The organism is Curtobacterium sp. PhB146, assembly GCF_004342995.1.
Classification (GTDB): domain Bacteria; phylum Actinomycetota; class Actinomycetes; order Actinomycetales; family Microbacteriaceae; genus Curtobacterium.
This window is the reverse complement of record NZ_SMBN01000001.1, coordinates 82,988-108,275: the sequence shown is the minus strand read 5'-3', so window position 1 is coordinate 108,275 and position 25,288 is coordinate 82,988. Positions and strand designations below refer to the sequence as shown.

General features: G+C 70.2%; 26 protein-coding genes and 1 tRNA gene. 18 read left to right on the top strand and 9 right to left on the bottom strand.

The window, feature by feature from the left end; all coding sequences use genetic code 11:
* Positions 1-59 precede the first annotated feature (59 nt).
* Positions 60-1,202 (top strand): glycerol dehydrogenase, encoded by a 1,143-nt coding sequence (locus EDF33_RS00540; protein ID WP_132099057.1) that lies wholly within the window; start codon positions 60-62, stop codon positions 1,200-1,202.
* A 26-nt stretch (positions 1,203-1,228) separates the two neighbouring features.
* Here the strand turns inward: EDF33_RS00540 and EDF33_RS00535 are convergent, their stop codons facing one another.
* On the bottom strand, positions 1,229-1,927 hold the full coding sequence (locus EDF33_RS00535) for an NAD(P)H-hydrate epimerase (protein WP_132099056.1): 699 nt from the start codon (positions 1,925-1,927) through the stop codon (positions 1,229-1,231).
* A gap of 34 nt (positions 1,928-1,961) precedes the next feature.
* Here EDF33_RS00535 and EDF33_RS00530 point away from each other — a divergent pair, with 34 nt between their 5' ends.
* The 3 genes from EDF33_RS00530 (at position 1,962) to EDF33_RS00520 (ending at position 4,802) form a co-directional block, all read left to right on the top strand.
* Positions 1,962-2,741, top strand: coding sequence for an alpha/beta hydrolase (locus EDF33_RS00530; protein WP_132099055.1), 780 nt, complete (start codon positions 1,962-1,964; stop codon positions 2,739-2,741).
* An 81-nt stretch (positions 2,742-2,822) separates the two neighbouring features.
* Complete coding sequence (locus EDF33_RS00525; protein WP_132099054.1) at positions 2,823-3,854, top strand: aldo/keto reductase; 1,032 nt, start codon at positions 2,823-2,825, stop codon at positions 3,852-3,854.
* A gap of 240 nt (positions 3,855-4,094) precedes the next feature.
* Entirely contained in the window at positions 4,095-4,802 is a 708-nt protein-coding gene (locus tag EDF33_RS00520; protein WP_165918684.1) for a DUF3800 domain-containing protein, read from the top strand.
* Between the two features lie 104 nt (positions 4,803-4,906).
* On the opposite strand, the gene EDF33_RS00515 is transcribed toward EDF33_RS00520, so the two are convergent.
* Both EDF33_RS00515 and msrB read right to left on the bottom strand, forming a co-directional pair.
* Positions 4,907-4,982 (bottom strand) — tRNA-Thr (locus tag EDF33_RS00515).
* A gap of 37 nt (positions 4,983-5,019) precedes the next feature.
* Complete coding sequence (gene msrB / locus EDF33_RS00510) at positions 5,020-5,427, bottom strand: peptide-methionine (R)-S-oxide reductase MsrB (protein WP_131846058.1); 408 nt, start codon at positions 5,425-5,427, stop codon at positions 5,020-5,022.
* Positions 5,428-5,492: 65 nt separating this feature from the next.
* Here msrB and EDF33_RS00505 point away from each other — a divergent pair, with 65 nt between their 5' ends.
* From EDF33_RS00505 to EDF33_RS00475, 7 genes are all read left to right on the top strand, one after another.
* The gene (locus EDF33_RS00505) at positions 5,493-5,966 is read left to right on the top strand and encodes a GNAT family N-acetyltransferase (RefSeq protein ID WP_165918683.1); all 474 of its coding nucleotides are present in this window, start codon (positions 5,493-5,495) and stop codon (positions 5,964-5,966) included.
* Positions 5,966-7,045 carry a DUF2332 family protein gene (locus EDF33_RS00500; RefSeq protein ID WP_132099051.1) on the top strand — a complete coding sequence of 360 codons (1,080 nt, stop codon included), beginning with the start codon at positions 5,966-5,968 and terminating at the stop codon, positions 7,043-7,045. Before EDF33_RS00505 ends, EDF33_RS00500 begins: the two co-directional genes overlap by 1 nt.
* Positions 7,046-7,141: 96 nt before the next feature.
* Positions 7,142-7,483 (top strand): DUF3263 domain-containing protein, encoded by a 342-nt coding sequence (locus tag EDF33_RS00495; protein WP_243692318.1) that lies wholly within the window; start codon positions 7,142-7,144, stop codon positions 7,481-7,483.
* Positions 7,480-8,085, top strand: coding sequence for a LytR C-terminal domain-containing protein (locus EDF33_RS00490; RefSeq protein ID WP_111085223.1), 606 nt, complete (start codon positions 7,480-7,482; stop codon positions 8,083-8,085). Before EDF33_RS00495 ends, EDF33_RS00490 begins: the two co-directional genes overlap by 4 nt.
* A 181-nt stretch (positions 8,086-8,266) precedes the next feature.
* Positions 8,267-8,470 (top strand): cold-shock protein, encoded by a 204-nt coding sequence (locus tag EDF33_RS00485; RefSeq protein ID WP_111085222.1) that lies wholly within the window; start codon positions 8,267-8,269, stop codon positions 8,468-8,470.
* Between the two features lie 261 nt (positions 8,471-8,731).
* Positions 8,732-10,354 (top strand): chaperonin GroEL, encoded by a 1,623-nt coding sequence (gene groL / locus EDF33_RS00480; protein WP_111085221.1) that lies wholly within the window; start codon positions 8,732-8,734, stop codon positions 10,352-10,354.
* A 297-nt stretch (positions 10,355-10,651) separates the two neighbouring features.
* On the top strand, positions 10,652-11,548 hold the full coding sequence (locus EDF33_RS00475; protein WP_123936848.1) for a hypothetical protein: 897 nt from the start codon (positions 10,652-10,654) through the stop codon (positions 11,546-11,548).
* Positions 11,549-11,672: 124 nt separating this feature from the next.
* Here EDF33_RS00475 and EDF33_RS00470 read toward each other — a convergent pair whose 3' ends face one another.
* The 5 genes from EDF33_RS00470 to EDF33_RS00450 form a co-directional block, all read right to left on the bottom strand.
* Positions 11,673-13,397: a HAMP domain-containing sensor histidine kinase gene (locus EDF33_RS00470; protein WP_123671511.1), complete on the bottom strand. Its 1,725-nt coding sequence runs from the start codon at positions 13,395-13,397 to the stop codon at positions 11,673-11,675.
* Between the two features lie 65 nt (positions 13,398-13,462).
* Positions 13,463-14,158: a response regulator transcription factor gene (locus EDF33_RS00465; RefSeq protein WP_017888045.1), complete on the bottom strand. Its 696-nt coding sequence runs from the start codon at positions 14,156-14,158 to the stop codon at positions 13,463-13,465.
* Positions 14,159-14,209: 51 nt separating this feature from the next.
* Positions 14,210-15,907, bottom strand: coding sequence for a DNA repair helicase XPB (locus EDF33_RS00460; RefSeq protein WP_132099050.1), 1,698 nt, complete (start codon positions 15,905-15,907; stop codon positions 14,210-14,212).
* A 48-nt stretch (positions 15,908-15,955) separates the two neighbouring features.
* Positions 15,956-17,719 (bottom strand): helicase-associated domain-containing protein, encoded by a 1,764-nt coding sequence (locus tag EDF33_RS00455; RefSeq protein WP_132099049.1) that lies wholly within the window; start codon positions 17,717-17,719, stop codon positions 15,956-15,958.
* Between the two features lie 28 nt (positions 17,720-17,747).
* Entirely contained in the window at positions 17,748-17,993 is a 246-nt protein-coding gene (locus EDF33_RS00450; protein WP_123340886.1) for a hypothetical protein, read from the bottom strand.
* 109 nt (positions 17,994-18,102) lie between these two features.
* Between EDF33_RS00450 and EDF33_RS00445 the strand changes: the two genes are divergently transcribed.
* Positions 18,103-18,480 carry a cold shock domain-containing protein gene (locus tag EDF33_RS00445; protein WP_111085215.1) on the top strand — a complete coding sequence of 126 codons (378 nt, stop codon included), beginning with the start codon at positions 18,103-18,105 and terminating at the stop codon, positions 18,478-18,480.
* Between the two features lie 4 nt (positions 18,481-18,484).
* The gene (locus EDF33_RS00440) at positions 18,485-19,183 is read left to right on the top strand and encodes a DUF3027 domain-containing protein (protein ID WP_132099048.1); all 699 of its coding nucleotides are present in this window, start codon (positions 18,485-18,487) and stop codon (positions 19,181-19,183) included.
* Between the two features lie 108 nt (positions 19,184-19,291).
* Here the strand turns inward: EDF33_RS00440 and serC are convergent, their stop codons facing one another.
* Complete coding sequence (gene serC / locus EDF33_RS00435) at positions 19,292-20,407, bottom strand: phosphoserine transaminase (protein ID WP_132099047.1); 1,116 nt, start codon at positions 20,405-20,407, stop codon at positions 19,292-19,294.
* Positions 20,408-20,581: 174 nt separating this feature from the next.
* On the opposite strand from serC, the gene EDF33_RS00430 reads away from it, so the two are divergent.
* The 5 genes from EDF33_RS00430 (at position 20,582) to EDF33_RS00410 (ending at position 25,174) form a co-directional block, all read left to right on the top strand.
* Positions 20,582-21,277, top strand: coding sequence for a metal-dependent transcriptional regulator (locus tag EDF33_RS00430; RefSeq protein WP_111085212.1), 696 nt, complete (start codon positions 20,582-20,584; stop codon positions 21,275-21,277).
* A 177-nt stretch (positions 21,278-21,454) separates the two neighbouring features.
* Entirely contained in the window at positions 21,455-22,498 is a 1,044-nt protein-coding gene (locus EDF33_RS20645; RefSeq protein ID WP_123936842.1) for a C40 family peptidase, read from the top strand.
* A gap of 365 nt (positions 22,499-22,863) precedes the next feature.
* Positions 22,864-23,358 (top strand): HNH endonuclease, encoded by a 495-nt coding sequence (locus tag EDF33_RS00420; RefSeq protein WP_111085210.1) that lies wholly within the window; start codon positions 22,864-22,866, stop codon positions 23,356-23,358.
* A 104-nt stretch (positions 23,359-23,462) separates the two neighbouring features.
* Positions 23,463-24,341, top strand: coding sequence for a CPBP family intramembrane glutamic endopeptidase (locus EDF33_RS00415; protein WP_132099046.1), 879 nt, complete (start codon positions 23,463-23,465; stop codon positions 24,339-24,341).
* Positions 24,338-25,174, top strand: coding sequence for a type II CAAX endopeptidase family protein (locus EDF33_RS00410; RefSeq protein WP_131921905.1), 837 nt, complete (start codon positions 24,338-24,340; stop codon positions 25,172-25,174). Before EDF33_RS00415 ends, EDF33_RS00410 begins: the two co-directional genes overlap by 4 nt.
* Positions 25,175-25,288 lie beyond the last annotated feature (114 nt).

The window sequence follows — 25,288 nt, the reverse complement described above, 5'->3', positions numbered from 1 at the left end:
TACCGTCTGGGACGTCGGCGACCCCGACACGTGTCGTACAACCGGAAGGAACCGCAACCATGGCCACTCCCATCAGCACCGTGATGAGCCCCGCCCGCTACGTGCAGGGCAAGGACGCGATCACCCGCGTCGGCGAGTTCATCGCCCCCATCGGCCAGCGCCCCCTGATCGTCGCCGACGACGTCGTGTGGGGCATCGTCGAGGCCGCGGTGACGAAGAGCTTCCAGGCGGCCGACCTGCGGGTCGAGCGGGTCGGCTTCGGTCGCTTCGCGACGCCGAAGGCGGTCGACGACCTCGTCGAGCAGATCCGGTCGACCGACGCGGACGTCATCGTCGGGCTCGGCGGCGGTTCAGCGATCGACGCGGCCAAGGCCTCCGGACACCTGGCCGGCATCCGCTGGGCGAGTGTCCCGACGGCGGCGAGCACCGACGCCCCGACCTCGGCGCTCGCGGTGATCTACTCCGAGGAAGGGGAGTTCATCGAGTACCGGTTCTTCCCGCACAACCCCGACCTCGTCCTCATCGACACGAAGCTCGTCGCGAACGCTCCCGTCCAGTTCCTGGTCGCGGGCATCGGCGACGCCCTGGCCACCTGGGTCGAGGCCCGTGCCGCCAAGCGTGCGAACGCCGACACCATGGCCGGCGGGCTGCAGACCGGGACCGGCGTCGCGCTCGCCGAGCTGTCCTGGAAGCTGCTGCACGAGAACGCCCTGCAGGCCATCGAGGCCGTGAAGGCCGGGGTCGTCACGCCCGCGCTCGAGAAGGTCGTCGAGGCGAACACCCTGCTGTCGGGCCTCGGGTTCGAGTCCGGCGGACTGGCGGCAGCGCACGCGATCCACAACGGACTGACCGCCGCTCCGCAGGCGCACGGCTTGGCGCACGGGCAGAAGGTCAACATCGGCACGATCGCGCAGCTCGTGCTCGAGGGCGCACCGGCCGAGGAGATCGAGGACTTCGTCGTCTTCACCACGAAGGTCGGCCTGCCGAACACCCTGACCGAGATCGGCCTGACCGTCGACGACACGACGGAGCTCCGCGCCGTGGCCGAGGCCGCGACCGTCGAGGGCGAGACCATCCACAACATGCCGTTCCCGGTCACGCCGGAACTCGTGGTGGACGCGCTCATCGCCGTCGAGGGCATCGCGCGGAGCATCCGCGCCGAGCACGGCCTGCCCGAGCCGGTCCTGTACCAGCACCACTGAGGGACTGCTGCGCTGACGGATCGGGGTCAGGTGCGGACCAGCGGCTCCATCGTCGCCAGGTCCGCACCGATCCCGACGTCCACCAGCTCGATCCGTCCCGCGAGGGTGGCGGCCGGCCCCGTCAGCAACCCGGCCTTCACCCCGCCGAACGTGACCGTGACGTCGGCGTGCAGGACGTGGTCGTCCGCGATCCCGCCGGTGTCGACGTCGATGCCGCTCGGCACGTCGACGGCAACGACGAACGGTGCGCGCTGGTCGCGGGCGAGTTCACGGATGGCGTCGACGACCTCGCGGGCGGGGGAGCGGAGGGCCGCAGGACCCTGCACCCCGATCCCGAGGATCGCGTCGAGCACCAGGTCGGCGTCGAGTGCCGCGTCCGTCACCGCAGCCTCCGGTCCGGCAGGATCATCGAGGAGGCGCGCCCCGGCGTCCAGCGCCGCTGCCAGGCCCGCCTCGTGCACGCGTGAGCCGACGCGCAGGATCGCCACGTGCCTCCCGGCCGCCGCCAGCCGCGCACCCGCCAACAGGGCGTCGCCACCGTTGTCGCCGCTGCCCACCAGCAGCAGGACGGACCCCGGTCCGTCGCCCGGCCGGACGGCCGGGTCGTCGAGCAGGTCGCCGACGATGCGGGCCAGCCCGTCGGCCGCTCGTTGCATGAGGGGCTCACCCGCGTCGAGGTGTGGCCGCTCTGCCGCCCGGATCTGGTCACTGCCGTAGCCGTCCATGGCGACCACAGTGCCCCGGTACCCTGGAGGGGACATGTCACTCGTCCCCGAAGCGCCCCGTCCCCGCATCGTGATGTCGCCCGACGGCCTCCGGCTCGCGACCTACGACTTCGGCGATCCCGAGGCCCCCGCGGTCGTCGCGGTGCACGGGTTCGCCTCCGGTGCGGTGCTGAACTGGCACGCCTCCGGCTGGACCCGCGATCTCGTCCGCGCCGGGTACCGCGTGCTGGCGTTCGACCAGCGCGGGCACGGCGCGAGCGCGAAGCCGCGCGACCCCGGTGCGTACTCGATGGACCTGCTCGTGGCGGACGTCACCACCGTGATCGACACGTACCTGCTCGACGAGGTCGCGTTCCTCGGGTACTCGCTCGGCGCACGCGTCGGCTGGCACACCGCCGAGCGGCTGCCGGACCGCATCACCCGCGCGGTGTTCGGCGGGATCCCCGACGCCGATCCGATGCGCCGCGTGCGGGTCGACCAGGCGAAGGCGTACCTGGCGGACGGCACACCGATCGAGGACCGCGTGACCAACGGCTACCTGACCATGGCGGGGAACGTCGAGGGGAACGACCTCGCGGCGCTCGTGGCGATGGTCGAGGGGATGCGGAACAGCATCGAGCCGACGCCGGACAACGCCCCCGCGCAGCCGATCCTGATGGCCGCTGGCAGCGAGGACGGCATCCGCGACAGTGCCGTGCGGTTGGCGCAGGCGGCCCCGGACGCGTCGTTCTTCGAGATCCCGGGGCGCAACCACTTCAACGCGCCGACGTCGCGGGCGTTCCGCGAAGCCGCGCTGGCGTTCCTGCGTTCCTGACCGCGGCGCGTTGTCCGCCCCGCGCTGAGGGGTACTCGTAGGTCCTCGCTGTCGCCGGACACCGCGCGTACCGTCCCCGCCATGGACTACAGACTCCTCGGCAACAGCGGGACATCGGTGTCGACGCTGACCCTCGGCACCATGACGTTCGGCAGCGAAGCCGACGAACCCACCTCCCACACCATCATCGACACGTTCGTCGCGGCCGGCGGCACCCTGATCGACACGGCCGACGTCTACTCGGGCAACGAGTCCGAGCGGATCATCGGCCGCTGGCTCGCGGCACACCCCACCGAGGCGCAGCAGGTCGTCCTCGCCACCAAGGGCCGCTTCCCGCAGGGCGACGGCCCGAACGACGTCGGCCTGTCGCGCCGGCACCTCCGGGTCGCGCTCGACGCCTCGCTCGAGCGCCTCGGCGTCGACCACATCGACCTGTACCAGATGCACGCCTGGGACGCCCTGACGCCGATCGAGGAGACGCTGCGGTTCCTCGACGACGCGATCTCCGCCGGCAAGATCGGCTCGTACGGCTTCTCGAACTACCTCGGCTACCAGATCACGAAGGCCGTGTACGAGGCGAAGGCGCACGGGTGGGCCCCGCCGGTCACCCTGCAGCCGCAGTACAACCTGCTCGTCCGCGACATCGAGCACGAGATCGTCCCCGCCAGCCTCGACGCCGGGATCGGCCTGCTGCCCTGGTCGCCCCTGGCCGGCGGCTGGCTGTCCGGCAAGTACCAGCGCGACGAAGCGCCCACCGGCTCCACCCGCCTCGGCGAGAACCCGGCACGCGGCATGGAGGCCTGGGAAGCACGGAACGGTGACGAGCGCACCTGGGCCGTCCTCGACGCGGTGTCCGCGGTCGCCGACGCGCACGGCGCCTCGCGGTCGCAGGTCGCCCTCGCCTGGCTGCTCGCCCGGCCGGCGGTGACGAGCGTGATCCTCGGCGCCCGGACCGTGTCCCAGCTCGAGGACAACCTCGGTGCGGCCGACCTCGTGCTGACCGACGCGGAGCTCACGCAGCTCACCGACGCCAGCGCACCGCGCATCGACGACTACCCGTACGGCACCGCGGGCGTCGCACAGCGGGGGCGCAAGATCACCGGCGGGCGCTGAGGATCCGTGCACGTTCGTGCGGATTCGCGCTGATGTGGGGCCCGGGTGTGGACGCACGGTTCGGTGGGGTGTCATCCTCTTCGCACGACCGGCTGGTTACCGCGTCCAGCGCCCGGAACACTCCCTGATCCGTGTTCCACACGCGCCGATGCCCCGGGTGAGTGATCACCCGGGGCATCGCTTCGTGCTCGGCAGTGCGTCGCGATCCCCGCCGCGCATCGTGTACGGCAGTATTCCAGCGTGCTGCTCTGTTTCGTCGACGAATCGTTCAAACCGGACCTCTACGGGTTCGGCGCCGTGATGGCGGATGCCTCGCAGACCCGTTGGCTCACGCAACGCATGCACGAGATCGTCGCCGCGCTCCAGGAGTACGGCGTCGAGCCGCAGACGGAGCTCCACGCCCATCCGATCTTCCACGGAAAGGGAGCATGGAGCGGGGTGCCTCCGCGCATGCGCGTGAAAGTGTTCCTCGACGTCGTCGAAGCCGTTGTTGCCTCCGGCGCGACGGTGTTGCTCCGCGGTGCTCGACCGGAGCAACTCCGCCGTTACCAGGACACGCGTGGGTTCCGCGATCGGCACACTCCGGAGCAGGTTGCGTTCCAGCACCTGCTGCAACGGGTGGACAGGAGGGCCGGCGACCTGGAGATGCACGCCCTGGTCATCGCGGACGAACGGTCGGATCGGGACCGTCATCGTGAGCGCTTCGCGGTGTACCAGGCCTACGGGACCCCGGGAACGTACATGCAAACCCGGCTTGAACGGCTTCTCGACACGGTGCACTTCGCGCCGAGCCACTACTCGAGGATGCTGCAGGTCGCTGATCTCGTCGCGTTCGTCTGGTTGCGGTCCCAGACCGTCGACGAACGGGATCATCGTCAGGCGCGGGTCCTCTCTGCACTCGTCTCGGACATCGAGAGCTGCGCGTACAGCGCGGGGGTCTGGCCCTGACGAGTGCGGAGTGGGAGAAGCCCCGGACGCACGACAGCCCCGCTCGCGGCGGGGCTGAAGGCGGTGCGGGCGGCGAAGAGGTCGCGGCCTGCGAATCCAGTATATGGGGCCGGCAGCGGGACTTGAACCCGCAACCCCCGTATTACAAGTACGGTGCGCTACCAATTGCGCCATGCCGGCTGACGCCGCTCATCTTACCGGTGAGGGCGTCGGGGTCTCACTCGGCCGGCTTCTCCGAGAAGTTCAGCGAGATCGAGTTCATGCAGTACCGGTCGCCGGTGGGCGTGCCGAAGCCGTCGGGGAACACGTGGCCCAGGTGCGAACCGCAGTTCGCGCAACGGACCTCGGTGCGCACCATGCCGAGCGACTTGTCGTCGATCAGCTGCACGGCGTCGGGGTTCACCGACTCGTAGAACGACGGCCAGCCGCAGCCGGAGTCGAACTTCGTGCCGCTCTTGAACAGCTCTGCGTTGCAGGCCGCACAGGTGTAGACGCCGGCACGCTCCTCGTCGAGGAGTTCACCGGTCCACGGCCGTTCGGTCCCCGCCTGACGCAGGACGGCGTACTGGTCCGGGGAGAGGTCCTCGCGCCACTGGGCGTCGGACTTGTCGACGTTGTATGCCATTGTTTCCTCCTGCTTCCGGTCGGGTTCTTCCGGGCACTCCCGACCACTTCAGTAAACTCGCGACGATGTCCGAGCATTCCGTGCACCACGCCCGCTGGACCCGTCTGACGACGGACGAACTGTACGGCATCGTGGTGCTCCGGAACCGCGTCTTCGCACTCGAACAACGGGTGACGGCCGAGGACTTCGACGGCCGTGACCGCGAGCCCGAGACCGAGCACTGGTGGTTCGGTACGGACACCGAAGCGGTTGGGTACCTGCGCCTGATCCGACCGGCTGCGGACGAGGAGCACCCGGCGGATGCACCGCCGCCGTCCTGGGTGATCGGCCGGGTCGCGACGCACCCCGACCACCGTGGGCAGGGCATCGCTGGCGGGCTCGTCGCCGCAGTGCTCGCGGCCCACGGGCACGAACCCGTCGTCCTGCACGCCCAGGAGTACGTCGCTGCGCTCTACGAACGCCACGGCTTCGTCCGGTTCGGGACGCCCTACGACGAAGCCGGCATCCGGCACGTCGGCATGCACCGCCCGGGGCGCTGATGGACACCCTCGGCCGGTACGCCGCCTACGCCGACCGCATCGAGGCCGTGTCCCCGTCCTACGCCGCCTGGGCGCGGTCGCTCGACCCCGCGTTGGTCGCGCTCCTCGCCGAGGTCCCCGAGCAGCAGCGGCAGCCGGAACTGTTCTTCGCGGTCGCGCGGCGGCTCGGCGCGGATCCGTCGGACCCCGGTGCGCTGCGCGCGATCGGTCGGGAGGCCCGCCCCGCCCTGGTCACGGCCCTCGCCTCCGCCACGGTGCAGGCCAACGACCCGCGGCGGCTCGGTCCCGTCGTCCCGCTGTTCGCGGCGCTCGCCGAGGGGGCCTCGCGGCCGCTCGGGTTGGTGGACGCAGGGGGCGCCGCCGGGCTCTGTTCGATCCCGGACCGGGTGACGCTCGACCACCGGACGTCGGAGTCCCGGGTGCCGGCGGAACGCGCCCCGGTGCCGTCGTCGCGCCCCGACTCCTCGGGGCGCGACGACCACGGCGGGGCGCGCACCGAGGTCGTCCGGATGCACACGGCGGTCGACGACCCGTCGATCCGGCTCGTCGTCGAGGCCTCGGGGACGGTGCCGGCTCCGGCCCGCGCGCCGATCCGCGTCGGTGCGCGGGTGCTGCTCGACCCGAACCCGATCGACCTGTGGGCGGACGGCGCGTTCGACCGTCTGGTCGAAGCGGTCCCACCAGAGGCCCTGGACCGGATCGCCCTGATGCGCGAGGCGGCGCGCGCGACGCTCGCCGTGCCTCCCGTGTGGATCCGGGGCACGCTGCCGGGCGACCTCGACCGTGCACTGGACGCCCTGCCGGACGACGTGGAGCCGGTCGTGCTGACCACCGGCACCCTGGTCTACATGCCGGGTGCCGAGCGCCAGCGGTTCGTGGACCGCGTCCGCGAACGCGGCGTGCACTGGATCGCGCTCGAACGCACCGGGATCCTGCGCGGTGTGGCGGCGACGCTGCCCGACGACGTCGACGCGGCGGATCCGGACGCCTTCGCCACGGCCTCGATCGACGGCACCGCGGTCGCCGTCTCGGACCCGTTCGGCACGCGTGTGCGCTGGTTCCGCGACCCGAACCTGTGACCGGTGTTCGCGACAGTCCAGCGCCGTGCCAGGGTCCGGATGCTCTCCGCCCCTACGATGTGCGAGACCCGTTACCCGACCGTGATCGGAACCGCCGTGACCAGCTCCACCGACGAGCACCGCGCTGACGAGCACCGCGCTGACCAGCACCGCGCTGACCAGCTCAGTGAGCTTGCGCAGCGTGTGCTGTCGTTCGAGCACGACCGGGCACGGCACGACCGCACGAAGGAAGCGGAGATCCGGGTCGAGTTCGAGATGTCGGCGGCGCGCTACTACCAGGTGCTGAACCGCGTGATCGACTCGCCCGCGGCACTCGCGTACGACCCGCAGCTCGTCACCAGGCTGCAGCGGCTCCGCCACGCGCGCACCAGCGCCCGGGCGACGCGCAGCTTCGTCGCGCCCGGTGCCGCTCCCGAAGGACGTGAAGAGGAACGATGAGCACCAGATTCCCCCGTGACCGTTTCGACGACGTCGCCGACGGCCCCCGGGTCGGCGCACACCGCGGTGCCCAGCGCCGCGGCCGTGGCTGGATCGCGTTCGCCTGGGCGGCACTCGCCACCGGTGTGCTCGTCGGCATCGGCGTGCTCGTCCTCGCGCTCCTGAACGGCAGCTACTCGTTCAGCGGCTCGGACTCGCCCTCGGCGTCGACGAGCTCGTCGGCCACGTCGAAGCCGTCCGCGTCCGCCACCTCGAAGCCCTCGGCGTCGTCGTCGGCCGGGTCGGGTGCCGACTCCGGAGCCGCTGCCGCGACGCCGGCACAGCAGGGCACGACCACCGTCGTCGTCCTGAACGGCACGACGACCACCGGTCTCGCCGCCCGCGCCAGCGCCACGCTGACCGGTGCCGGCTGGCAGGTCGCCTCGACCGGGGACGCCGGCACGACCGGGTCGACCTCGACCGTCGTGTACTACCAGCAGGCCGCACAGGCGGCGGTCGCGCAGGGCATCGCGAAGCAGCTCGGGGTCACCGCCGTGCAGCAGTCGGCAGCGTTCCCGAACGCCGACGTGAGCGTCGTGCTCGGGGCCGACTACACCGGCTGATCCGCATTCCGCGGGCGCTTTCCACCCGCATTTGTGACGGTCGTGTTTCGGGCACGTTGATTTCTGACGGAATCGACGTGAAACAACGTCACACCTCTTGCCTGATCGGCGCGCTTCGAGCAGAGTCCCTTGCAGACGACGAACACGTCGTTCGCACAGCAGTACCAGGGAGCAAGAGATCATGGCCAACGGAACCGTGAAGTGGTTCAACGCTGAAAAGGGCTTCGGCTTCATCACCGTCGATGGAGGAGGCCAGGACGTGTTCGTGCACTACTCGGCCATCGACATGTCGGGTTACAAGGTCCTCGAGGAGGGCCAGGCAGTGGTGTTCGACGTCGGCACCGGGTCGAAGGGCCCGCAGGCGGAGGCAGTCCGACCGGCCTGAACGCACGACACTCATCGCGAACGCGCCGTCCCGTCAGGGGCGGCGCGTTCGTCGTGCGTGGCCCGCGCTGCATGACGTGCGTGGCGGGCGGTCCGCGGCAGTGGTCGGGGTGCGCTGTTGGCGGGGCGTGTCCTGGGAAGACGTGACGAGCCTCCCGATCGTGTTGCACTCGCACCGGTCGAGTGCCAGAATCGGCGTTGGCACTCGCTCACGTTGAGTGCCAGCACGACCCCACGACGTCCGGGAGGGACGAGAACTCACATGGCTAAGATCATTGCTTTCGACGAGGAGGCCCGCCGTGGCCTCGAGCGCGGCCTGAACCAGCTGGCCGACGCCGTGAAGGTGACGCTCGGCCCGCGCGGCCGCAACGTCGTCCTCGAGAAGAAGTGGGGCGCCCCCACGATCACGAACGACGGTGTCTCCATCGCCAAGGAGATCGAGCTCGACGACCCGTACGAGAAGATCGGTGCGGAGCTCGTCAAGGAGGTCGCCAAGAAGACCGACGATGTCGCCGGTGACGGTACGACCACCGCGACCGTCCTCGCCCAGGCACTCGTCCGCGAGGGCCTGCGCAACGTCGCAGCCGGCGCCGACCCCGTGTCGCTCAAGCGCGGCATCGAGAAGGCCGTCTCCGCCGTCTCCGACCAGCTCCTCGCCAACGCGAAGGACATCGAGACCAAGGACCAGATCGCCGCGACCGCGTCGATCTCGGCTGCAGACCCGACCATCGGCGCGCTCATCGCCGAGGCCATCGACAAGGTCGGCAAGGAAGGTGTCGTCACCGTCGAGGAGTCGAACACCTTCGGCACCGAGCTCGAGCTGACCGAGGGCATGCGCTTCGACAAGGGCTACCTGTCGCAGTACTTCGTCACCGACCCCGAGCGTCAGGAAGCCGTCTTCGAGGACGCCTACATCCTGATCGTCAACTCGAAGATCTCGAACATCAAGGACCTCCTGCCGGTCGTCGACAAGGTGATCCAGGCGGGCAAGCAGCTCCTGATCATCGCCGAGGACGTCGACGGCGAGGCCCTGGCCACGCTCGTCGTGAACAAGATCCGCGGCATCTTCAAGTCCGTCGCCGTCAAGGCCCCGGGCTTCGGTGACCGCCGCAAGGCCATGCTGCAGGACATCGCGATCCTGACCGGTGGCCAGGTCATCTCCGAAGAGGTCGGCCTCAAGCTCGAGAACGCGACGCTCGACCTGCTCGGTCGTGCCCGCAAGGTCGTCATCACCAAGGACGAGACCACGATCGTCGAGGGTGCCGGCGACGCCGAGCAGATCGCCGGCCGTGTCCGTCAGATCCGCGCCGAGATCGACGCGACCGACTCCGACTACGACCGCGAGAAGCTCCAGGAGCGCCTCGCGAAGCTCGCCGGTGGCGTCGCCGTCATCAAGGCGGGTGCCGCGACCGAGGTCGAGCTCAAGGAGCGCAAGCACCGCATCGAGGACGCCGTCCGCAACGCGAAGGCTGCCGTCGAAGAGGGCATCGTCGCCGGTGGTGGCGTCGCCCTCATCCAGGCCGGCAAGGTCGCGCTCGACGCACTCACCCTCGAGGGTGACGAGGCGACCGGTGCGAACATCGTCCGCGTCGCCATCGACGCACCGCTCAAGCAGATCGCGCTGAACGCCGGTCTCGAGCCGGGTGTCGTGGCCGCCAAGGTCCGCGAGCTCGAAGCAGGTTGGGGCCTCAACGCCGCGACCGGCGAGTACGTCGACCTCATCGCCGCGGGCATCATCGACCCGGCCAAGGTCACGCGCTCGGCGCTGCAGAACGCTGCGTCGATCGCTGGTCTGTTCCTGACGACCGAGGTCGTCGTCGCCGACAAGCCCGAGCGTGCCGCGGCCGCTCCGGCCGGCGACCCGACGGGTGGCATGGACTTCTAAGCAGTCCTGTTCGAAGGGCCCCGCACGCTGCGCGTGCGGGGCCCTTCCGCGTGCGGGGGGGGGGGGGTGGCGCGCCGCTCAGGTTCGCCGAGCGGTCACCAGACGTCGGCAGCGCGAGCGCGTACCGACAGCAGGCGACCGGTCGCCGACGTGCGAACGGGGTGTTCTGGCCGTTGGTGGGCACGCGTGCCGGCTCGGGCGGAGCCCAGTCCTGCACAGGAGGCCCGGCTCGCCTCCTCTTCCACAGTCCGGTCCGCCCGTGCCTCACGTCCCCCTCCCGCGCCTCAAGCTGGCCAGATGCCGACGCCGCGCCGCCTGCCCCGAGCCCTCGAAGTCCGCACCTTCACGGTGGCCGAGGCCGTGGGGAAGGGTGTGCATCCCGAGCGGCTCCGCCGGAGTGACCTCGTCGCGCCGGTCCGAGGTGTTCGCGCGCCGGCAGGGTCGGCGGACTTCCTCGAGGCCGTCGCGCAGGTGATGCGCCCTGATCAGTACTTCAGCCACACCACGGCCGCTCGGCTCTGGGGTGCGCCGCTTCCCGCGTCGATGCGGTCCGAGACGGCCGTCCACGTGACGACGGTTGAGAACGGGGTGCGGATGCGCCGTCCGAACGTCGTCGGGCACCGACGTGCAGAGCCCGAGGTGGTGGAGCACAGGGGCCACCGGGTCAGTGCCCCGTCCGCGATGTGGTTCGAGTGTGCTGCGAGTCTCGACGTCCCCGCGCTCGTTGCGGTCGGTGATCACCTGGTCGGCCGATCCGGATTGGCGACGATCGACGACCTCCGGGCGGCGGTGTTGCCGGGCAGCCGCTACGTCCGCCGGGCGCGGAGCGCGCTTGACCGGATCCGCGTGGGGGCAGAGTCCGCGATGGAGACCTGGCTCCGGCTCGCTGTCGAGGACGCAGGGTTCCCGGAGCCGGAACTCAACCTGGACGTGCACGACCCGAGCGGGCTGTTCCTTGGTCGCGTCGACCTCGTCTGGCCGGCGCTCCGGATCGGTCTCGAGTACGACGGCGACCACCACCGGGAGCGCGACGCGTTCCGTCACGACCAGCGACGCGACAACGGATTCGTGGTGAACGACTGGCTCATCATCCACGCGACGGCTGCCGACGCGGGGCGGCCAGCGGTGCTGTTGGAGCGGCTTCGCCAGGCCTTCGAGGCGCGGACGGTCACGATCCGTCTCCGCCGGACGTGAACTCCCGGCAGTCCGGCGCCACAGAGTGGTCGCAACGTGCTGTCGGGTGCACGTCGAGTGGTCAGGGCTCGTCGCACGGACAGTTGCGGGGCGACGGTTCGTGACCAGTCGGCAAGCGACCGCGTCAGGCGGCGTAGTCGCGGGGGAGCAAGGGCAGCCAGACGCGGAAGGTCGCGCCGCCACCCTCGGTGTCGAAGACCTCGACCGAGCCGTGGTGTGCCGCGACGATGCCCGACACGATCGCGAGACCGAGGCCCGAACCACCGGTGTCCCGCGCACGCGAGGTGTCGGCACGCCAGAACCGCTGGAAGATCTTGTCGCGCAGCTGCGCCGGGATCCCCTCACCGTGGTCGATGACGTCGATGTGGGCCATGCCGCGGTCGTCGTCCACCCCGACGCCGATCTCGATCGGGTCGTCGTGCTCGGTGAACCGCATGGCGTTGCCCATCAGGTTCGTGACGATCTGGCGGATCTTGTTCTCCTCCGCCAGCACGATCGGGGGACGCTGGGGCATGACGACCGTCGGCAGCGGCGTCGTCTCGTCGGTGGGGGCGGCACCGGCTTCGATGTCCATCGCCCGGGTCCGCCGAGCACGCAGCCGCGCGATCGTCTGCCGCGAGAACGCGATGGGACCCGTGGTGTTCGCCGACGTGGGCGATGCCGGGGGGACCTCGCCCGTGTCGGACAAGGAGCCCGACGAGTCCGACGACCCCGACGAGAGCGAGGACGACGAAGCGGGCGGCCGCACTGCCTGGGGGACGCTCTCGCCCGTCATGGCGTCCTCGACCAGGACCTGGATCTCGCGGTCCGGGTTGGACGCCATGGTGTCGAGCGCCGAGTCACGGGCGATGGCGACGAGGTCGACCGGGCCGAGCTCGAGCGGCTTGGACTCGTCGATGCGGGCGAGCTGGAGCAGGTCCTGCACGAGCAGGCCCATCCGCTTCGCCTCCTTCTCGATGCGTTCCATCGCCTGGGCGACGTCCTCTTCCTTGCGCAGGGCGCCCATCCGGTACAGCTCGGCGTACCCGCGCAGGGACACCAGCGGGGTGCGGAGTTCGTGCGAGGCGTCGCCGACGAAGCGGCGCATCTGGTCGATGGTGCGCTGGCGGTCCTCGAACGCGGTGTCGATGCGCTCGAGCATGACGTTGAGGGAGCGATTAAGGCGCCCGACCTCGGTGTTCGGGGTGTCGGCCTCGAGGCGCTGGTTGAAGTCTCCTGCGGCGAACCGTGCGGCGGTGTCCTCCACGTCACGCAGTGGGTCGAACGTGGCCGTGACGAGCAGCCGTGTGAGCATGGCACCGAGCAGGATCACCGAGATGCCGAAGCCCAGGAAGATGACGGTGAACCGGGCGATGGTCTGGTCGGTGTCGGCGCTCGACACTGCGACGAGAACGAAGCCGGTCTCGGTGGAGCCGCTCGTCTGGTTCTGCAGTGACGCCGGGATGACCTGGGCGCGCCACTCGTGGTTGTGCTGGCTGTCGTAGAGCGAGAAGCGTGCACCGTTCTGCGCCGCTGCGGAGAAGTCCAGTTCGCGGATGTCCGGACGGCTCGATGCCTTCGTCTGGCAGATCTGGTCGCCGTCGGCGTCGTACGCGGCCACGTAGGCGCTCTGCGACAGCACGACCGACAACTTGCAGTACTGCTCGCCGTCGCTGATGTTCTGGCCCTCGAGCTGCTCAGTGGTGCCCTTGACGTTGTTGTCGAGCTGCGCCATCAGGTACGTCGACAGGACGGTCATCGTGCCGAGTCCGGCCACGAGCAGGCCGAGCGCCACCAGGAGCACCGTGATCCCGGTGATCTTGGTGCGCAGGGAGATCCCGTCCCACCAGCGGCTCATTCGCGTGTGCATGCTGCCCCAACGATAGACAGCGGCCGCCCGGTGAAACCGGACGACCGCCGTGAAGAACGGAGGTGCTACGAGGCCTTGGACGCCTTCAGCATGTACCCGAAGCCGCGCTTGGTCTGGATGATCGGCTCGGCCGAGTACTGGTCGAGCTTGCGACGCAGGTACGAGATGTAGCTCTCGACGATGCCGGCGTCGCCGTTGAAGTCGTACTCCCAGACGTGGTCGAGGATCTGCGCCTTCGACAGCACGCGGTTCGGGTTGAGCATCAGGTAGCGGAGCAGCTTGAACTCGGTGGGGGAGAGCTCGATCTGCGCGTCGCCGATCGTGACCTCGTGCGTGTCCTGGTCCATGGTGAGCTCGCCGGCGCGGATGATCGCGTCTTCCTCGTCGTTCATGGTGCGACGGAGGATGGCCTTGATGCGGGCGACGATCTCGTCGAGGGAGAACGGCTTGGTGACGTAGTCGTCGCCGCCGACGGTGAGGCCGGTGATCTTGTCCTCGGTGTCGTCCTTCGCGGTGAGGAACAGGATCGGCGAGGTGTACCCCGACGACCGCAGGCGCTTGGTGACGCCGAAGCCGTTCATGTCGGGGAGCATCACGTCGAGGATGATCAGGTCGGGTTCTTCCTCGAGCACGGCCGAGATCGCCTGTGCGCCGTTGCCGACGGCACGGACGGCGAACCCGGCGAAGCGCAACGAGGTCGTCAGGAGGTCGCGGATGTTCGGCTCGTCGTCGACGATCAGGATCTTGGGGCCATCGCTCATGGTCCTATCTTCTGACCGTTCCCTAATGGTTTCCTGAGAGCGGTGCGTACGTCAGCCCACGGGCGCCTGGACCTGGTCGGCATCCAGGATCGTGTAGGAGTACCCCTGCTCCGCGAGGAACCGCTGCCGGTTCTGTGCGAAGTCCTGGTCGACGGTGTCCCGCGCCACGAGCGTGTAGAACGACGCGGGCAGGCCGTCCTTGTTCGGGCGGAGCAGTCGACCGAGGCGCTGCGCTTCTTCTTGCCGTGACCCGAACGACCCGGAGACCTGGATCGCGACGGTGGCGTCGGGCAGGTCGATGGAGAAGTTCGCGACCTTCGACACGACGAGCACGTCCACCTCGCCGGCTCGGAACGCGTCGTACAGCCGCTCACGTTCATCGACCGGGGTCGCACCCGTGATCTCGGCCGCGTCGAGCGACGCCGCCAGTTCGTCGAGCTGGTCGATGTACTGCCCGATCACCAGGATCTGCTCGCCGCGGTGCTTCTCGATGAGCTCGCGGACGACCGGGGTCTTCGCGGGCGAGGTGGCAGCGAGCCGGTAGCGCTCGTCGTCGCTCGAGGCCGCGTACTCCAGGCGCTCCTGGTGCGGCAGGTCGATGCGCACCTCGTAGCACTCGGCCGGGGAGATGTAGCCCTGGGCCTCGATCTCCTTCCACGGAGCGTCGTAGCGCTTCGGACCGATGAGCGAGAACACGTCGCCCTCGCGGCCGTCCTCGCGCACGAGCGTCGCGGTCAGGCCCAGGCGTCGGCGGGCCTGCAGGTCGGCGGTCAGCTTGAACACCGGGGCCGGCAGCAGGTGGACCTCGTCGTAGACGATGAGGCCCCAGTCGAGGGCGTCGAGCAGCGACAGGTGCGTGTACTCGCCCTTCCGACGGGCGGTCAGGATCTGGTAGGTCGCGATCGTGACCGGCCGGACCTCCTTGACGCTGCCCGAGTACTCGCCGATGTCCTCGGCCTGCAGGGTCGTGCGCTTGAGGAGCTCGCTGCGCCACTGCCGTGCGGACACGGTGTTCGTCACGAGGATGAGCGTGGTCGCCTTGACGGTCGCCATCGCCCCGGCACCGACCAGGGTCTTGCCGGCGCCACAGGGCAGCACGACGACTCCGGACCCCTGCGCGAAGAAGGTGTCGACGGCCTGCTCCTGGTACGGGCGCATGTGCCACTCGGCCGTGTCGAGGTCGATCGGGTGCGGCTGCCCGGGGGTGTAGCCCGCCAGGTCCTCGGCCGGCCAGCCGAGCTTCACGAGTTCCTGCTTGATCTGCCCGCGTGCCCACGGCTGCAGCTCGACCTCGGAGGGCGTCCGCATGTCGCCGAGCAGTGGCTTGATCCGCTTCGACCGGATGACCTCGGCCAGCACGGACGGGTCCTCGGCGGTCAGGAGCAGGACGGGCAGGCGCTCGAGTTCCTCGGCGGGGGAGTTCGCGATGACCGGGGCGTCGTCGCGTTCCTCACGCCGGATGACGAGTCGGCCGTAGCGGGACACCGTGTCGCGGATGTCCACGGTCACGCTCTGCGGCACCGGGAACTTGGCGAAGCGCTCGAGGGTGGCGATCATCGCCTCGGCGTCGTGTCCGGCGGCCCGTGCGTTCCACAGGCCGAGGCGGGTGATGCGGTAGGTGTGCACGTGCTCGGGGGCGCGTTCGAGTTCGGCGAAGGCCGCGAGCTCGTGGCGTGCGTCCTCGGCGTCGGGGTGTGCGACCTCGAGGAGCACGGTGCGGTCGCTCTGCACGATCAGCGGTCCGTTCATGACCTGCCAGCCTAGCCGTCGTCACCTGCGTTCGGGTGACCGTGCACCTCAGGCGTCGCTCTCGACCGCCACGACGAGCGACAGCGGCAGCGTGCGCTCGACGTCGACGCTGGTGTCGCGCCCTCGGACGCGTCCGGCGGCGACCGAGGTCGGGATGATCGAGAACGGCCGTTCGGAGCCGTCCGGCATCCGCACCGTCAGCCGGATCGGTGTGCGACCGCGCACGGCCAGGTCGATCTGCCGCCCGAGCCACTCCTGCTCCGGTTCGGCGTCGCCGCGCTGGGTGGTCAGGCGGAGCCGTTCCACGAGTGCGTGCGCCGCCTGCTCCGGCGAGCGTCCGGTGGGGCTGCGCCGACCGGGAGGCCCGTGGTGCGTCTCGGGGCGGGCGCCGGTCGCGAGCACGGCCGGGTAGCGCTGGTCCTCGAGCGCGGTGTGCACGACGTGCGCCGGGTAGCGGGTGGTGAGCGTCGTCAGGTCGCTGCGCTCCCACGCCATCTGCCGGAGTTCGGCGTCGACACCGATCAGGTCGAGCTGGTCCGCGGTGCCACGCACCACGGTGCCGACCCCGCCCTCGCCGCGGTCGACGACGATGCTGCCGTCGCGTCCGGCGACCTGGTCGACCAGGTAGGCGAGGGGCTGCGGGACGCCGGTCGACGACAGTCGGGTGAGCAGCGCCAGGACGTCGTCGCGGGAGTGCCCGGCACGGAACGCCGTGCGCAGGGTGTCCTCGGAGATGCGGTAGCGGGCGGCCAGACCGGGTGCCTCGAGCACGGCGACCGTGCGCAGGGCGGCGTCGTCGACCGGGGCGAGGGGCCCGGGGGCGATCACCGTCAGGTCGTGCTGCAGGTACACCTGGCTGACGGTGCCGGGCAGGTCGTCCGCTGCGGGCCTGGCGTCACCGTCCAGCAGCGCGCGGCCGGTGCTCGTGACGATGCCGTCGACCGCGAGTCCGAGCGACGCGGCGGTGCCGGCCGCCTCGAGCAGCACGGCGTCGAGCCAGCGGGAGCCCGCCGGGTACGCCCAGCGGCCGAGGGCCACGAGGTCGCGCAGGTCGTCGTCGGCGAGTGCGAGGACCTCGTGCACCGCGGGGCCGAGGGTGTCCGCCCAGGCCGACACGAGGGTCGCCCAGCGGTCCGGCCAGTCGGCGACGAGCCAGTCCTGTCCGGCGTCGGTGACCGTCCACCGGCCGGAGCCCGGGTCGGCGAACCCGACCCGGTCGAGCAGTGCGAGGCGGCCGGGCACGACGTCGGCGTCGGTGCCGATGCGCTCGGCCAGGGTCTTCGCGAGCGGCGTGCCGATGCCGCCCTTGACGAGTTCTCGGACGGTGCCGGCGTCCACCGCACGCAGCAGCTCGGCGAGCACGGTCATGCTCGAGAACGCCTGCTCCGCGCCGGTGGTGCGCGCGCGGTCCTGGCCGGCCACGTCGTCGGCGTGGGCGGCGCGGTCGGGGCGATCCGGGCCTCCCGTCGATCGCAGTGCCACGAGGTCGGGGTGGGCGGCCACGCGTGCGGCGACCGCGTCGTCGACGGCGCCGTCCTCGTCCGCCAGGCCGAGCGTGATCGCCGGACCGAGGTGGTCGGCGTCACCGCCGTCGCGGAGCGCCAGGATCGTGGCGCGGGGCAGGTGCTCGACGGCGGCGTCGACCGCGTCGTCGGTGCGGAGCGCCTCGGCCAGGTCGAAGAAGTCGGTGATCCGTTGCGGACCGGTCTCGCCGAGGGCGGCCGGGGGCAGGCTCCGCGCAGCGACGAGTCGTTCGAGGGAGTCGTCCGGCAACGCCCGGAGTCGGGCGGCCAGGTCGGCGGTGGTCGTCATCGTCCGGTGCCAGCGTCCGGGGCGGACGTCAGCGAGCCGTCCGGTTGGCTCGTGCGCGGCGCGTCCAGGTGATGGCGAGGAGCGTGAAGACCAGGACCATGCCGATCGGGAAACCGACGAGCGGGATCGCCATGATCACCGGCCACGGCATGGAGCCCTGCGCGCTCGGGACCGTCAGCCACATGACGATCATCGCCGCCATGCAGAGGAACGCAGCGATGAAGATGCCACCGACCATGAACGCCAGAGCGCGTTCGGTACGATTGAACGTCACCGGGGGTTCTGCGGAATCCTGCGGGTTCCCGGTTGATCGGGTCGGATTGGCCATCGACCCAGGATATCCGACGCACCACGGCCGTACCACGACCTCGAGGAGTCCACGCATGCCCACCGGCAAGGTCAAGTTCTACGACGACGACAAGGGCTTCGGCTTCATCACCGGAGACGACGGCGACCAGGTGTTCCTGCACGCGTCCTCGCTGCCCGACGGCGTCGTGACCGTGAAGGCGGGATCCCGGCTCGAGTACGGCGTCGTGCAGGGGAAGAAGGGGTCGCAGGCACTGTCCGTGCGGCTCCTCGACCCGCAGCCGTCGTTGTCCCGGATGACCCGTCGCTCCGCAGACGACATGGCCGTGATCGTCGAGGACCTGGTGAAGGAACTCGACCGGATCAGCGGAGACCTCCGCCACGGCCGCTACCCGAAGAACGGCGATCGACTCGCCGCCATCCTGCGGCACGTCGCAGACCAGTTGGAGGCGTGACGCCATGACAGACAGCGACGCAGTACCCGTTGACTACACCGACCTGGCGCGGACCGCGCTGCTCGAGGTGACCCCCGAGTCGAGCATCGGCGCGCCCGTCGGCACCGTGGACGAGGGCGACGGCGTCGTCTCCGTCCTGTTCGCGAACCGCATGCCGGGCTACCCCGGCTGGCGCTGGACCGTCAGCGTCGCGAAGGTCGGCGACGAGGACCCCACCGTGCTCGAGGTCGAGCTGATGCCCGGCGACGGCTCGCTCGTCGCGCCGGAGTGGGTGCCGTGGTCCGAGCGACTGGCCGAGTACCGGGCGGCGCAGGACCACGAGTCGGACGAGGAGTCCGACGACGAGGGCGACGACGACGAGTCGGACGACGACTTCGATGACGAGTCGGACGAGGACGCCGACTACGACGACTCGGACGACGACGAAGCCGACGACGAGTCGGATGACGACGAGGACGACGACGACGCCGAGTTCGAAGCGGACGAGGACGACCTCGACGAACCGGACGACGACGACATCGATGGTGTGGACGTCGACGCGCTCGCCGACACCGCTGATGCGGACGACGAGGACGTCGACGACGCCCCGCAGCCCCCTCGCCGTCGTCGCGCGCAGCGCGTGCAGCCCGTCGACCCGGACGCCGACCTCGACGGCGCCCAGCTCGATGCCGGTGAGGTCGACCCGGACTTCCACCGCTCCTGACACGCACCCGAACAACGACGAAGCACCACGGGATCCCGTGGTGCTTCGTCGTTTTGGTGGTGTTCGTCGCCGGCGCCGGCGCCGGCGCTGGCCCGCGCGACGGACGGGTCAGCGCAGGGCGCCGACCGTGAAGTCGATCGCCTGCACGAGCTTCGCGACGTCGTCCGGGTCGATCGCGGTGAACGTCGCGACGCGCAGCTGGTTGCGCCCGAGCTTCCGGTACGGCTCGGTGTCGACGATGCCGTTCGCGCGCAGGGTCGCGGCGACGGCCTTGGCGTCGATCGAGTCGTCGAGGTCGATCGTGGCGACGACCTGCGAGCGGGCTGCGGGGTCGGTCACGAACGGCGTCGCGTAGTCGACCGACTCGGCCCAGTCGTACAGCGTGGACGACGAGGTCTTCGTGCGGGCGTCCGCCCAGGCCAGGCCGCCCGACTCGTTGATCCACCGGACCTGGTCGTCGAGCAGCAGCAGCGTCGAGATCGCCGGGGTGTTCAGCGTCTGGTTCAGGCGCGAGTTGTCGACGGCGTTCTTGAGCGACAGGAACTCGGGGATGTACCGACCGCTCGCCGCGATGCGCTCGACGCGCTCGATCGCCGCGGGCGAGAACAGCGCGAGCCACAGGCCGCCGTCGGAGGCGAAGTTCTTCTGCGGGGCGAAGTAGTAGACGTCGGTGGCGTCCACGTCGAACGCGGCACCACCGGCGGCGCTCGTGGCGTCGACGACGGTCAGTGCTCCGGCGTCACCGGCGGCGCGGACGACCGGGGCCATGACACCGGTCGAGGTCTCGTTGTGCGGGTAGGCGTAGACGTCGACGCCGTCGACGGGCTCGAGCGCGGCGAGCGATCCGCCGGGGGCCTCGACGACGTGCGGTGCCTCGAGCCAAGGGGCGCTGGCGGCCTTGGCGAACTTCGACCCGAACTCGCCGAAGGACAGGTTCTCTGCGCGACGCTCGATGAGGCCGAACGCGGCGGCGTCCCAGAACGCGGTCGAGCCGCCGTTGCCGAGGACGACCTCGTAGCCCTCGGGGACCTGGAACAGGTCGGCGAGCCCGGAGCGGACGCTGCCGACCAGGTCCTTCACGGGCTTCTGGCGGTGGGACGTGCCGAGGATCGTGGCCCCGCGCGTCACGAGGGACTCGAGCTGCGCGCCGCGGATCTTGGACGGTCCGCAGCCGAAGCGGCCGTCGGTGGGGAGGAGTTCGGCGGGGATGACGATGTCTGCCATGCACCGATCCTACCGAGCGCGATCCCAGTGCTGGTGCGCCTGTACCGGCCGGACGGGGAGGCCTGGAGCGCTGTGCCCACGGCCCTCTTCTTGCTCCGTGCAAGTGTCGGTCGGAGTTCGTCGGTCCGAACAAGTAGGGTGGTGGCCGCTGGGCCCAGACATGAGAGGCGGACCGTGACCGATCTCGTCGACACCACGGAGATGTACCTTCGCACCATCCTCGACTTGGAGGAGGAGGCGATCGTTCCGCTGCGCGCTCGCATCTCGGAGCGCCTCGGCCACTCGGGCCCGACGGTCTCGCAGACCATCGCCCGCATGGAGCGCGACGGCCTGGTCGTCGTCTCCGGCGACCGCCACCTCGAGCTCACCGACGAAGGGCGCTCCCGAGCCACCCACGTCATGCGCAAGCACCGTCTGGCGGAGCGCCTGCTGGCCGACGTCATCGGACTCGACTGGGCGTTCGTCCACGACGAGGCCTGCCGGTGGGAACACGTCATGAGCGAGCAGGTCGAGGTCCGCCTGCTCGAGATGCTCGGCAACCCGACCGAGTCGCCCTACGGCAACCCGATCCCCGGCCTGGCCGAGATCGGTGGCCCCGCGGCCGCGGGGTTCCTCGACGGCGTGCAGAACATCGTCGCCGCGACCGAGGGCACCGACGCAGTCGCGACCGGTGTGATCCGTCGTCTGGGCGAGCCCGTGCAGTTCGAGCCCGAGCTCCTGCACCAGCTCCGCACGGCCGGCGTCATGCCCGGTCGTCTGGCGAGCGTGCAGCGCGCCGGGGCCTACGTCGCCGTCCGCGTCGAGGGTGAGGACTCGGGCATCGAGCTCCCCGTCGAGGTCGCGCAGCACGTGTACATCGAGCGGGACTGATTTCAGGGCCCTGACCAGGGCTTCTTTACCGTTTCGTTACAAACGGCCCGTTTCATCTCGACAAGGTAACGACGGCCCCGTACACTCGTCGAGTCCCCGCGCTGCGCCTGAGCCGGAGACCCGTGGCAGGACGTCTCGAACCCGTCTCCTGCCTCGATCGGAAACGATGACGAACGGATGGGGTTGCACGTCGCCGGACACCCACGGCAGCGTGATGACGAGACGCCGGAGACCACACCCTTGACGCAGACCGGTTCCGCCGCGGACGACCAGACGCCCGCCAACCCGACGAACACCGAGAACGCCACCGACGCACCGCTCACCCGGCGGTCCGTCCGCCAGGCCGACGCGCGCCCGACCCGCAAGGTCGTCCCGGTCCGCTCCGCCCCGCTCCCCGGTGGCCGTCGTGCCGCACAGGCCGCAGCCACCGCGACCGCTGCCAAGGCGAGCTCGTCGTCGCGCAAGCGCAAGTTCCTCGCCCCCATCGTCCTGACGGTCGCCGCCGGCATGTTCGGCACCGTGGCGGTCGCGCCGGCCTTCGCCGCGCAGACCTCCACCGGCACCGAGGCCGCGAACGCGCAGCGTCAGGTCCGTGCGACGCAGAGCCAGGAGTTCTCGGTGTCCGACGCCGTCGCGCTGGCCGGCACGAGCCGCGACGGCTACGGCGCCACGTCGACCGCGACGCTCGACGCCCGCGCAGCGGCCAAGCAGGCTGCAGCCGACCAGGCCGAAGCGACCGAGGCAGCCGCTGAGCAGGCCGAGCAGGCAGCATCGGCCACGCAGGCGGCGCGTGCCCAGACCGCCGAGCAGTACGCCTCGTACACCGGTCCGTCCGCTGCCGACTACGTGGCCAGCTCCAGTGCCGCGGACACCCCGTTCTCGCTGCCGGCCGTGGTCGCCACCGCCAAGCAGTACATCGGTACCCCGTACGTCTTCGGCGGTGCCGACCCGTCCGGCTTCGACTGCTCGGGCTACGTCATGTTCGTCTACGCCCAGTACGGCATCAACCTCGCGCACTCGGTGCCGCTGCAGGACCAGGCAGGCACCACGATCCCCGAGTCCGAGGCGCAGCCCGGCGACGTCGTCATCTTCAACAACGAGGCGCACGACGGCTTCTACATGGGCAACGGCATGATCATGGACGCCCCGAAGCCCGGTGGCTCCGTGTCGATCCGTCCGATCTGGACCAGCGACTACCACATCGTCCGCTTCGGCATCTGAGGCATCAGACCCGACCGCGGGGCATCGAACCCGTGAACATCGCCGAAACCGGCCCGTGCACCCTCGTGCCGGGCCGGTTTCTGACGTAGCCTGGCGCTGCACCGGTCCGCAAGGCCCCGAGCAGGGAGACCCCATGTCGTTGTTCCGCACGACCCGCACCATGGGTCGGCGCGCGCGCATCGACATACGGTCGACCACCGCCTGCGTGCACGAGCACGCCCCTGCATGACCAGAGCACTGCCCATCCGGGTGGTGCTCTTCGTGGTTCAGGGGACGTGTGCGCGAGCGACGGTCACCTGCGAAGGACCCCGGTCCGACGCACCCGCAGCGCCTGGAAGCCGTCCAGGCACGTCGGAAGGGAACCAATGCGCACTCTCGTCCTCAACGCCGGTTACGAGCCCCTCGCGGTGATCTCGTTCCGACGAGCCCTCGTGCTGGTCATGAACCAGAAGGCCTCCGTCGTCGCAGCCGACCTCGAACACCCGGTCACCGGATCGACCTCGAGCTTCGATCGGCCGTCCGTCATCATCCTCACCCGGTACGTGCGCATCCCGCACTCGAGACTCGTGCCGGTGTCGCGCCGCGGAGTCCTGCGCCGTGACGCCAACCGGTGCGCGTACTGCGACCGGCACGCGACGACGATCGACCACGTGCAGCCGAAGTCGCGCGGTGGGCAGGACTCGTGGGAGAACCTCGTGGCCTGCTGCCTGGCATGCAACAACGAGAAGGGTGACCGCACCCCGCAGGAGATGGGGTGGCGGCTGCGCTTCCGCCCGAAGATCCCGCACGGTTCGTCGTGGGTCGTGCGCGGCATCGAGCGTCCGCAGGCCGAGTGGGACGAGTACCTCGTGGCCGCGTAGCGAGCCGTGTGCCCTCGTCCGTCGTCCCCCCTGACGCTACGCTCAGGTGAGGGCAGCTCAGTCGTAGCGCTCCGCCCGCTCACTCAGGACGAACGGACCCCGTCATGGACACTGCCCCTGCCCACCACAGTGCGATCGAGACCAACGGATGGCAGCGGTTCTGGAACCGCGGCGGCTGGTGGCGCGCCGTGCTGGCCGTCGTCCTCTACCTCGCCGTCTACGAGGGGCTCGGCTGGCTGAACGCCCACACGCTCGCCCGTGGCATCACCGCTGACGAGCTGTTCGCCACACCCCGTGGCGCCATCGTGGGCGTCGCCTTGCCGATCATCGTGATGGGGCTGTTGACCGTGGTCTTCGTCCGTACCCTCGGGTGGGGGCGCGAGGTCTTCGGGCGGCAGCCGCTGCCGGGGCGCGGGTGGATGTGGATCGCCGTGGTCCTGCTGCTCGTGCCGATCGTGATCCGGCTCATCGCGACGAACTGGTCGTCGTACTCGGTCTCCGTGGTCTTCGCGGTGCTGTTCCTCGGCCTGTGCATCGGGTTCGCCGAGGAGCTCATCGCCCGTGGCGTCGCCGTGAACCTCCTCCGACGTGGGCACCACACCGAGCGGACGGCCGCGCTGTTGTCGTCGCTGCTGTTCGGGCTGATGCACGCGTCGAACGCGATCGGCGGGGCGGCGTTGCCGACGGTCGCTGTGACCGTCGTATACACCTTCGGCATCGGCATGATGTTCTTCCTGTCGATGCGGGTCACCGGCAGCATCGTCCCCGCGATGCTCCTGCACGCCGCGACCGACCCCACCACGATCCTCGCCACGGGCGGCATCGACACCACCGCGGCGACCGCTGGCGATGCTGGCCTGATCGGCTTCGCCGGGATCTTCAACTTCGTCTACCCCGTGCTCGCGCTCTTGGTGCTCTTCTTCATCAAGGGTCGTGTCAGCGGTCGAGCCCCCGAGGCGCAGTCAGCCGGGGCAGCGGCGTGACCACCGACATCGGTCGACGCCGCGAGGTCCCGCGGCTGTTCTGGATCGCGCTCGTCGCCTGCGCGGTCTACGTGGTGATGGCCGCGGGGTTGGGGAACCTGCTCAGCGCCGCGGTTGACGGGGAGAACCACCCGATCGCCGACTGGCTCGCCGGTACCTGGATCCCGGTCGGCATCATGATCATCGTCGGGCTGTACTTCGCCCGTCGCTCCGGCTGGTGGAAGGACATCTGGCACGAGCATCCCGTTGCGGTCGGGCGTCCTCGGCGCTGGTGGTGGCTCGCCGCACCGTTGCTGTCTCTCGTCTCCACAGTGATCCTGTTCAGCCTCGTGCCGTGGTCCGAGGCCTCTGCCGGGATCATCGTCGTCGTCCTGATCGGGGCCCTCGGTGTCGGCGTCGGCGAGGAACTGTACTTCCGCGGGATCCTCGTCACCGCGCTCCGCGCGCACCACTCCGAGTTCGTCGTCCTCATCGTCTCCTCGGTCATGTTCGGCCTCGCGCACGTCGTGGGGTACCTGATCGGGGGCCTGCCGCTCGGCTTGATCCTGTTCCAGGTGGCGTTCATCAGCATGGACGGCGCCCTGTACTACGCCGCGCGCCGCGCAACCGGGCGGCTGTGGGTGCCGATGCTCCTGCACGGGCTCAACGACGCTGCGCTGTTCCTGCAGACCGCCGGGCGGAACCACGAGGGTGCCGAACCCCCGGCCACGACCGGGGTCATCGAGATCGTGCTGATCGCGTTGTCCGTCGCGATCGCGATCAGTGTCCTCCGCGAGACGCTCCGGGATCGCCGCGAACGCCGCGCGACCGCCGACACGAGGGAACCGCGCTGACGCGAAGCTCGCGCCGACGAGAAGGGTGCGCGCCCCGCGCGGGTCGTGCGCGGCGCTGAGCGAGCAGAAGGCGACGGGTGGAGGGTGGCGACCCGTCGTCTTGTGCTCACTCGA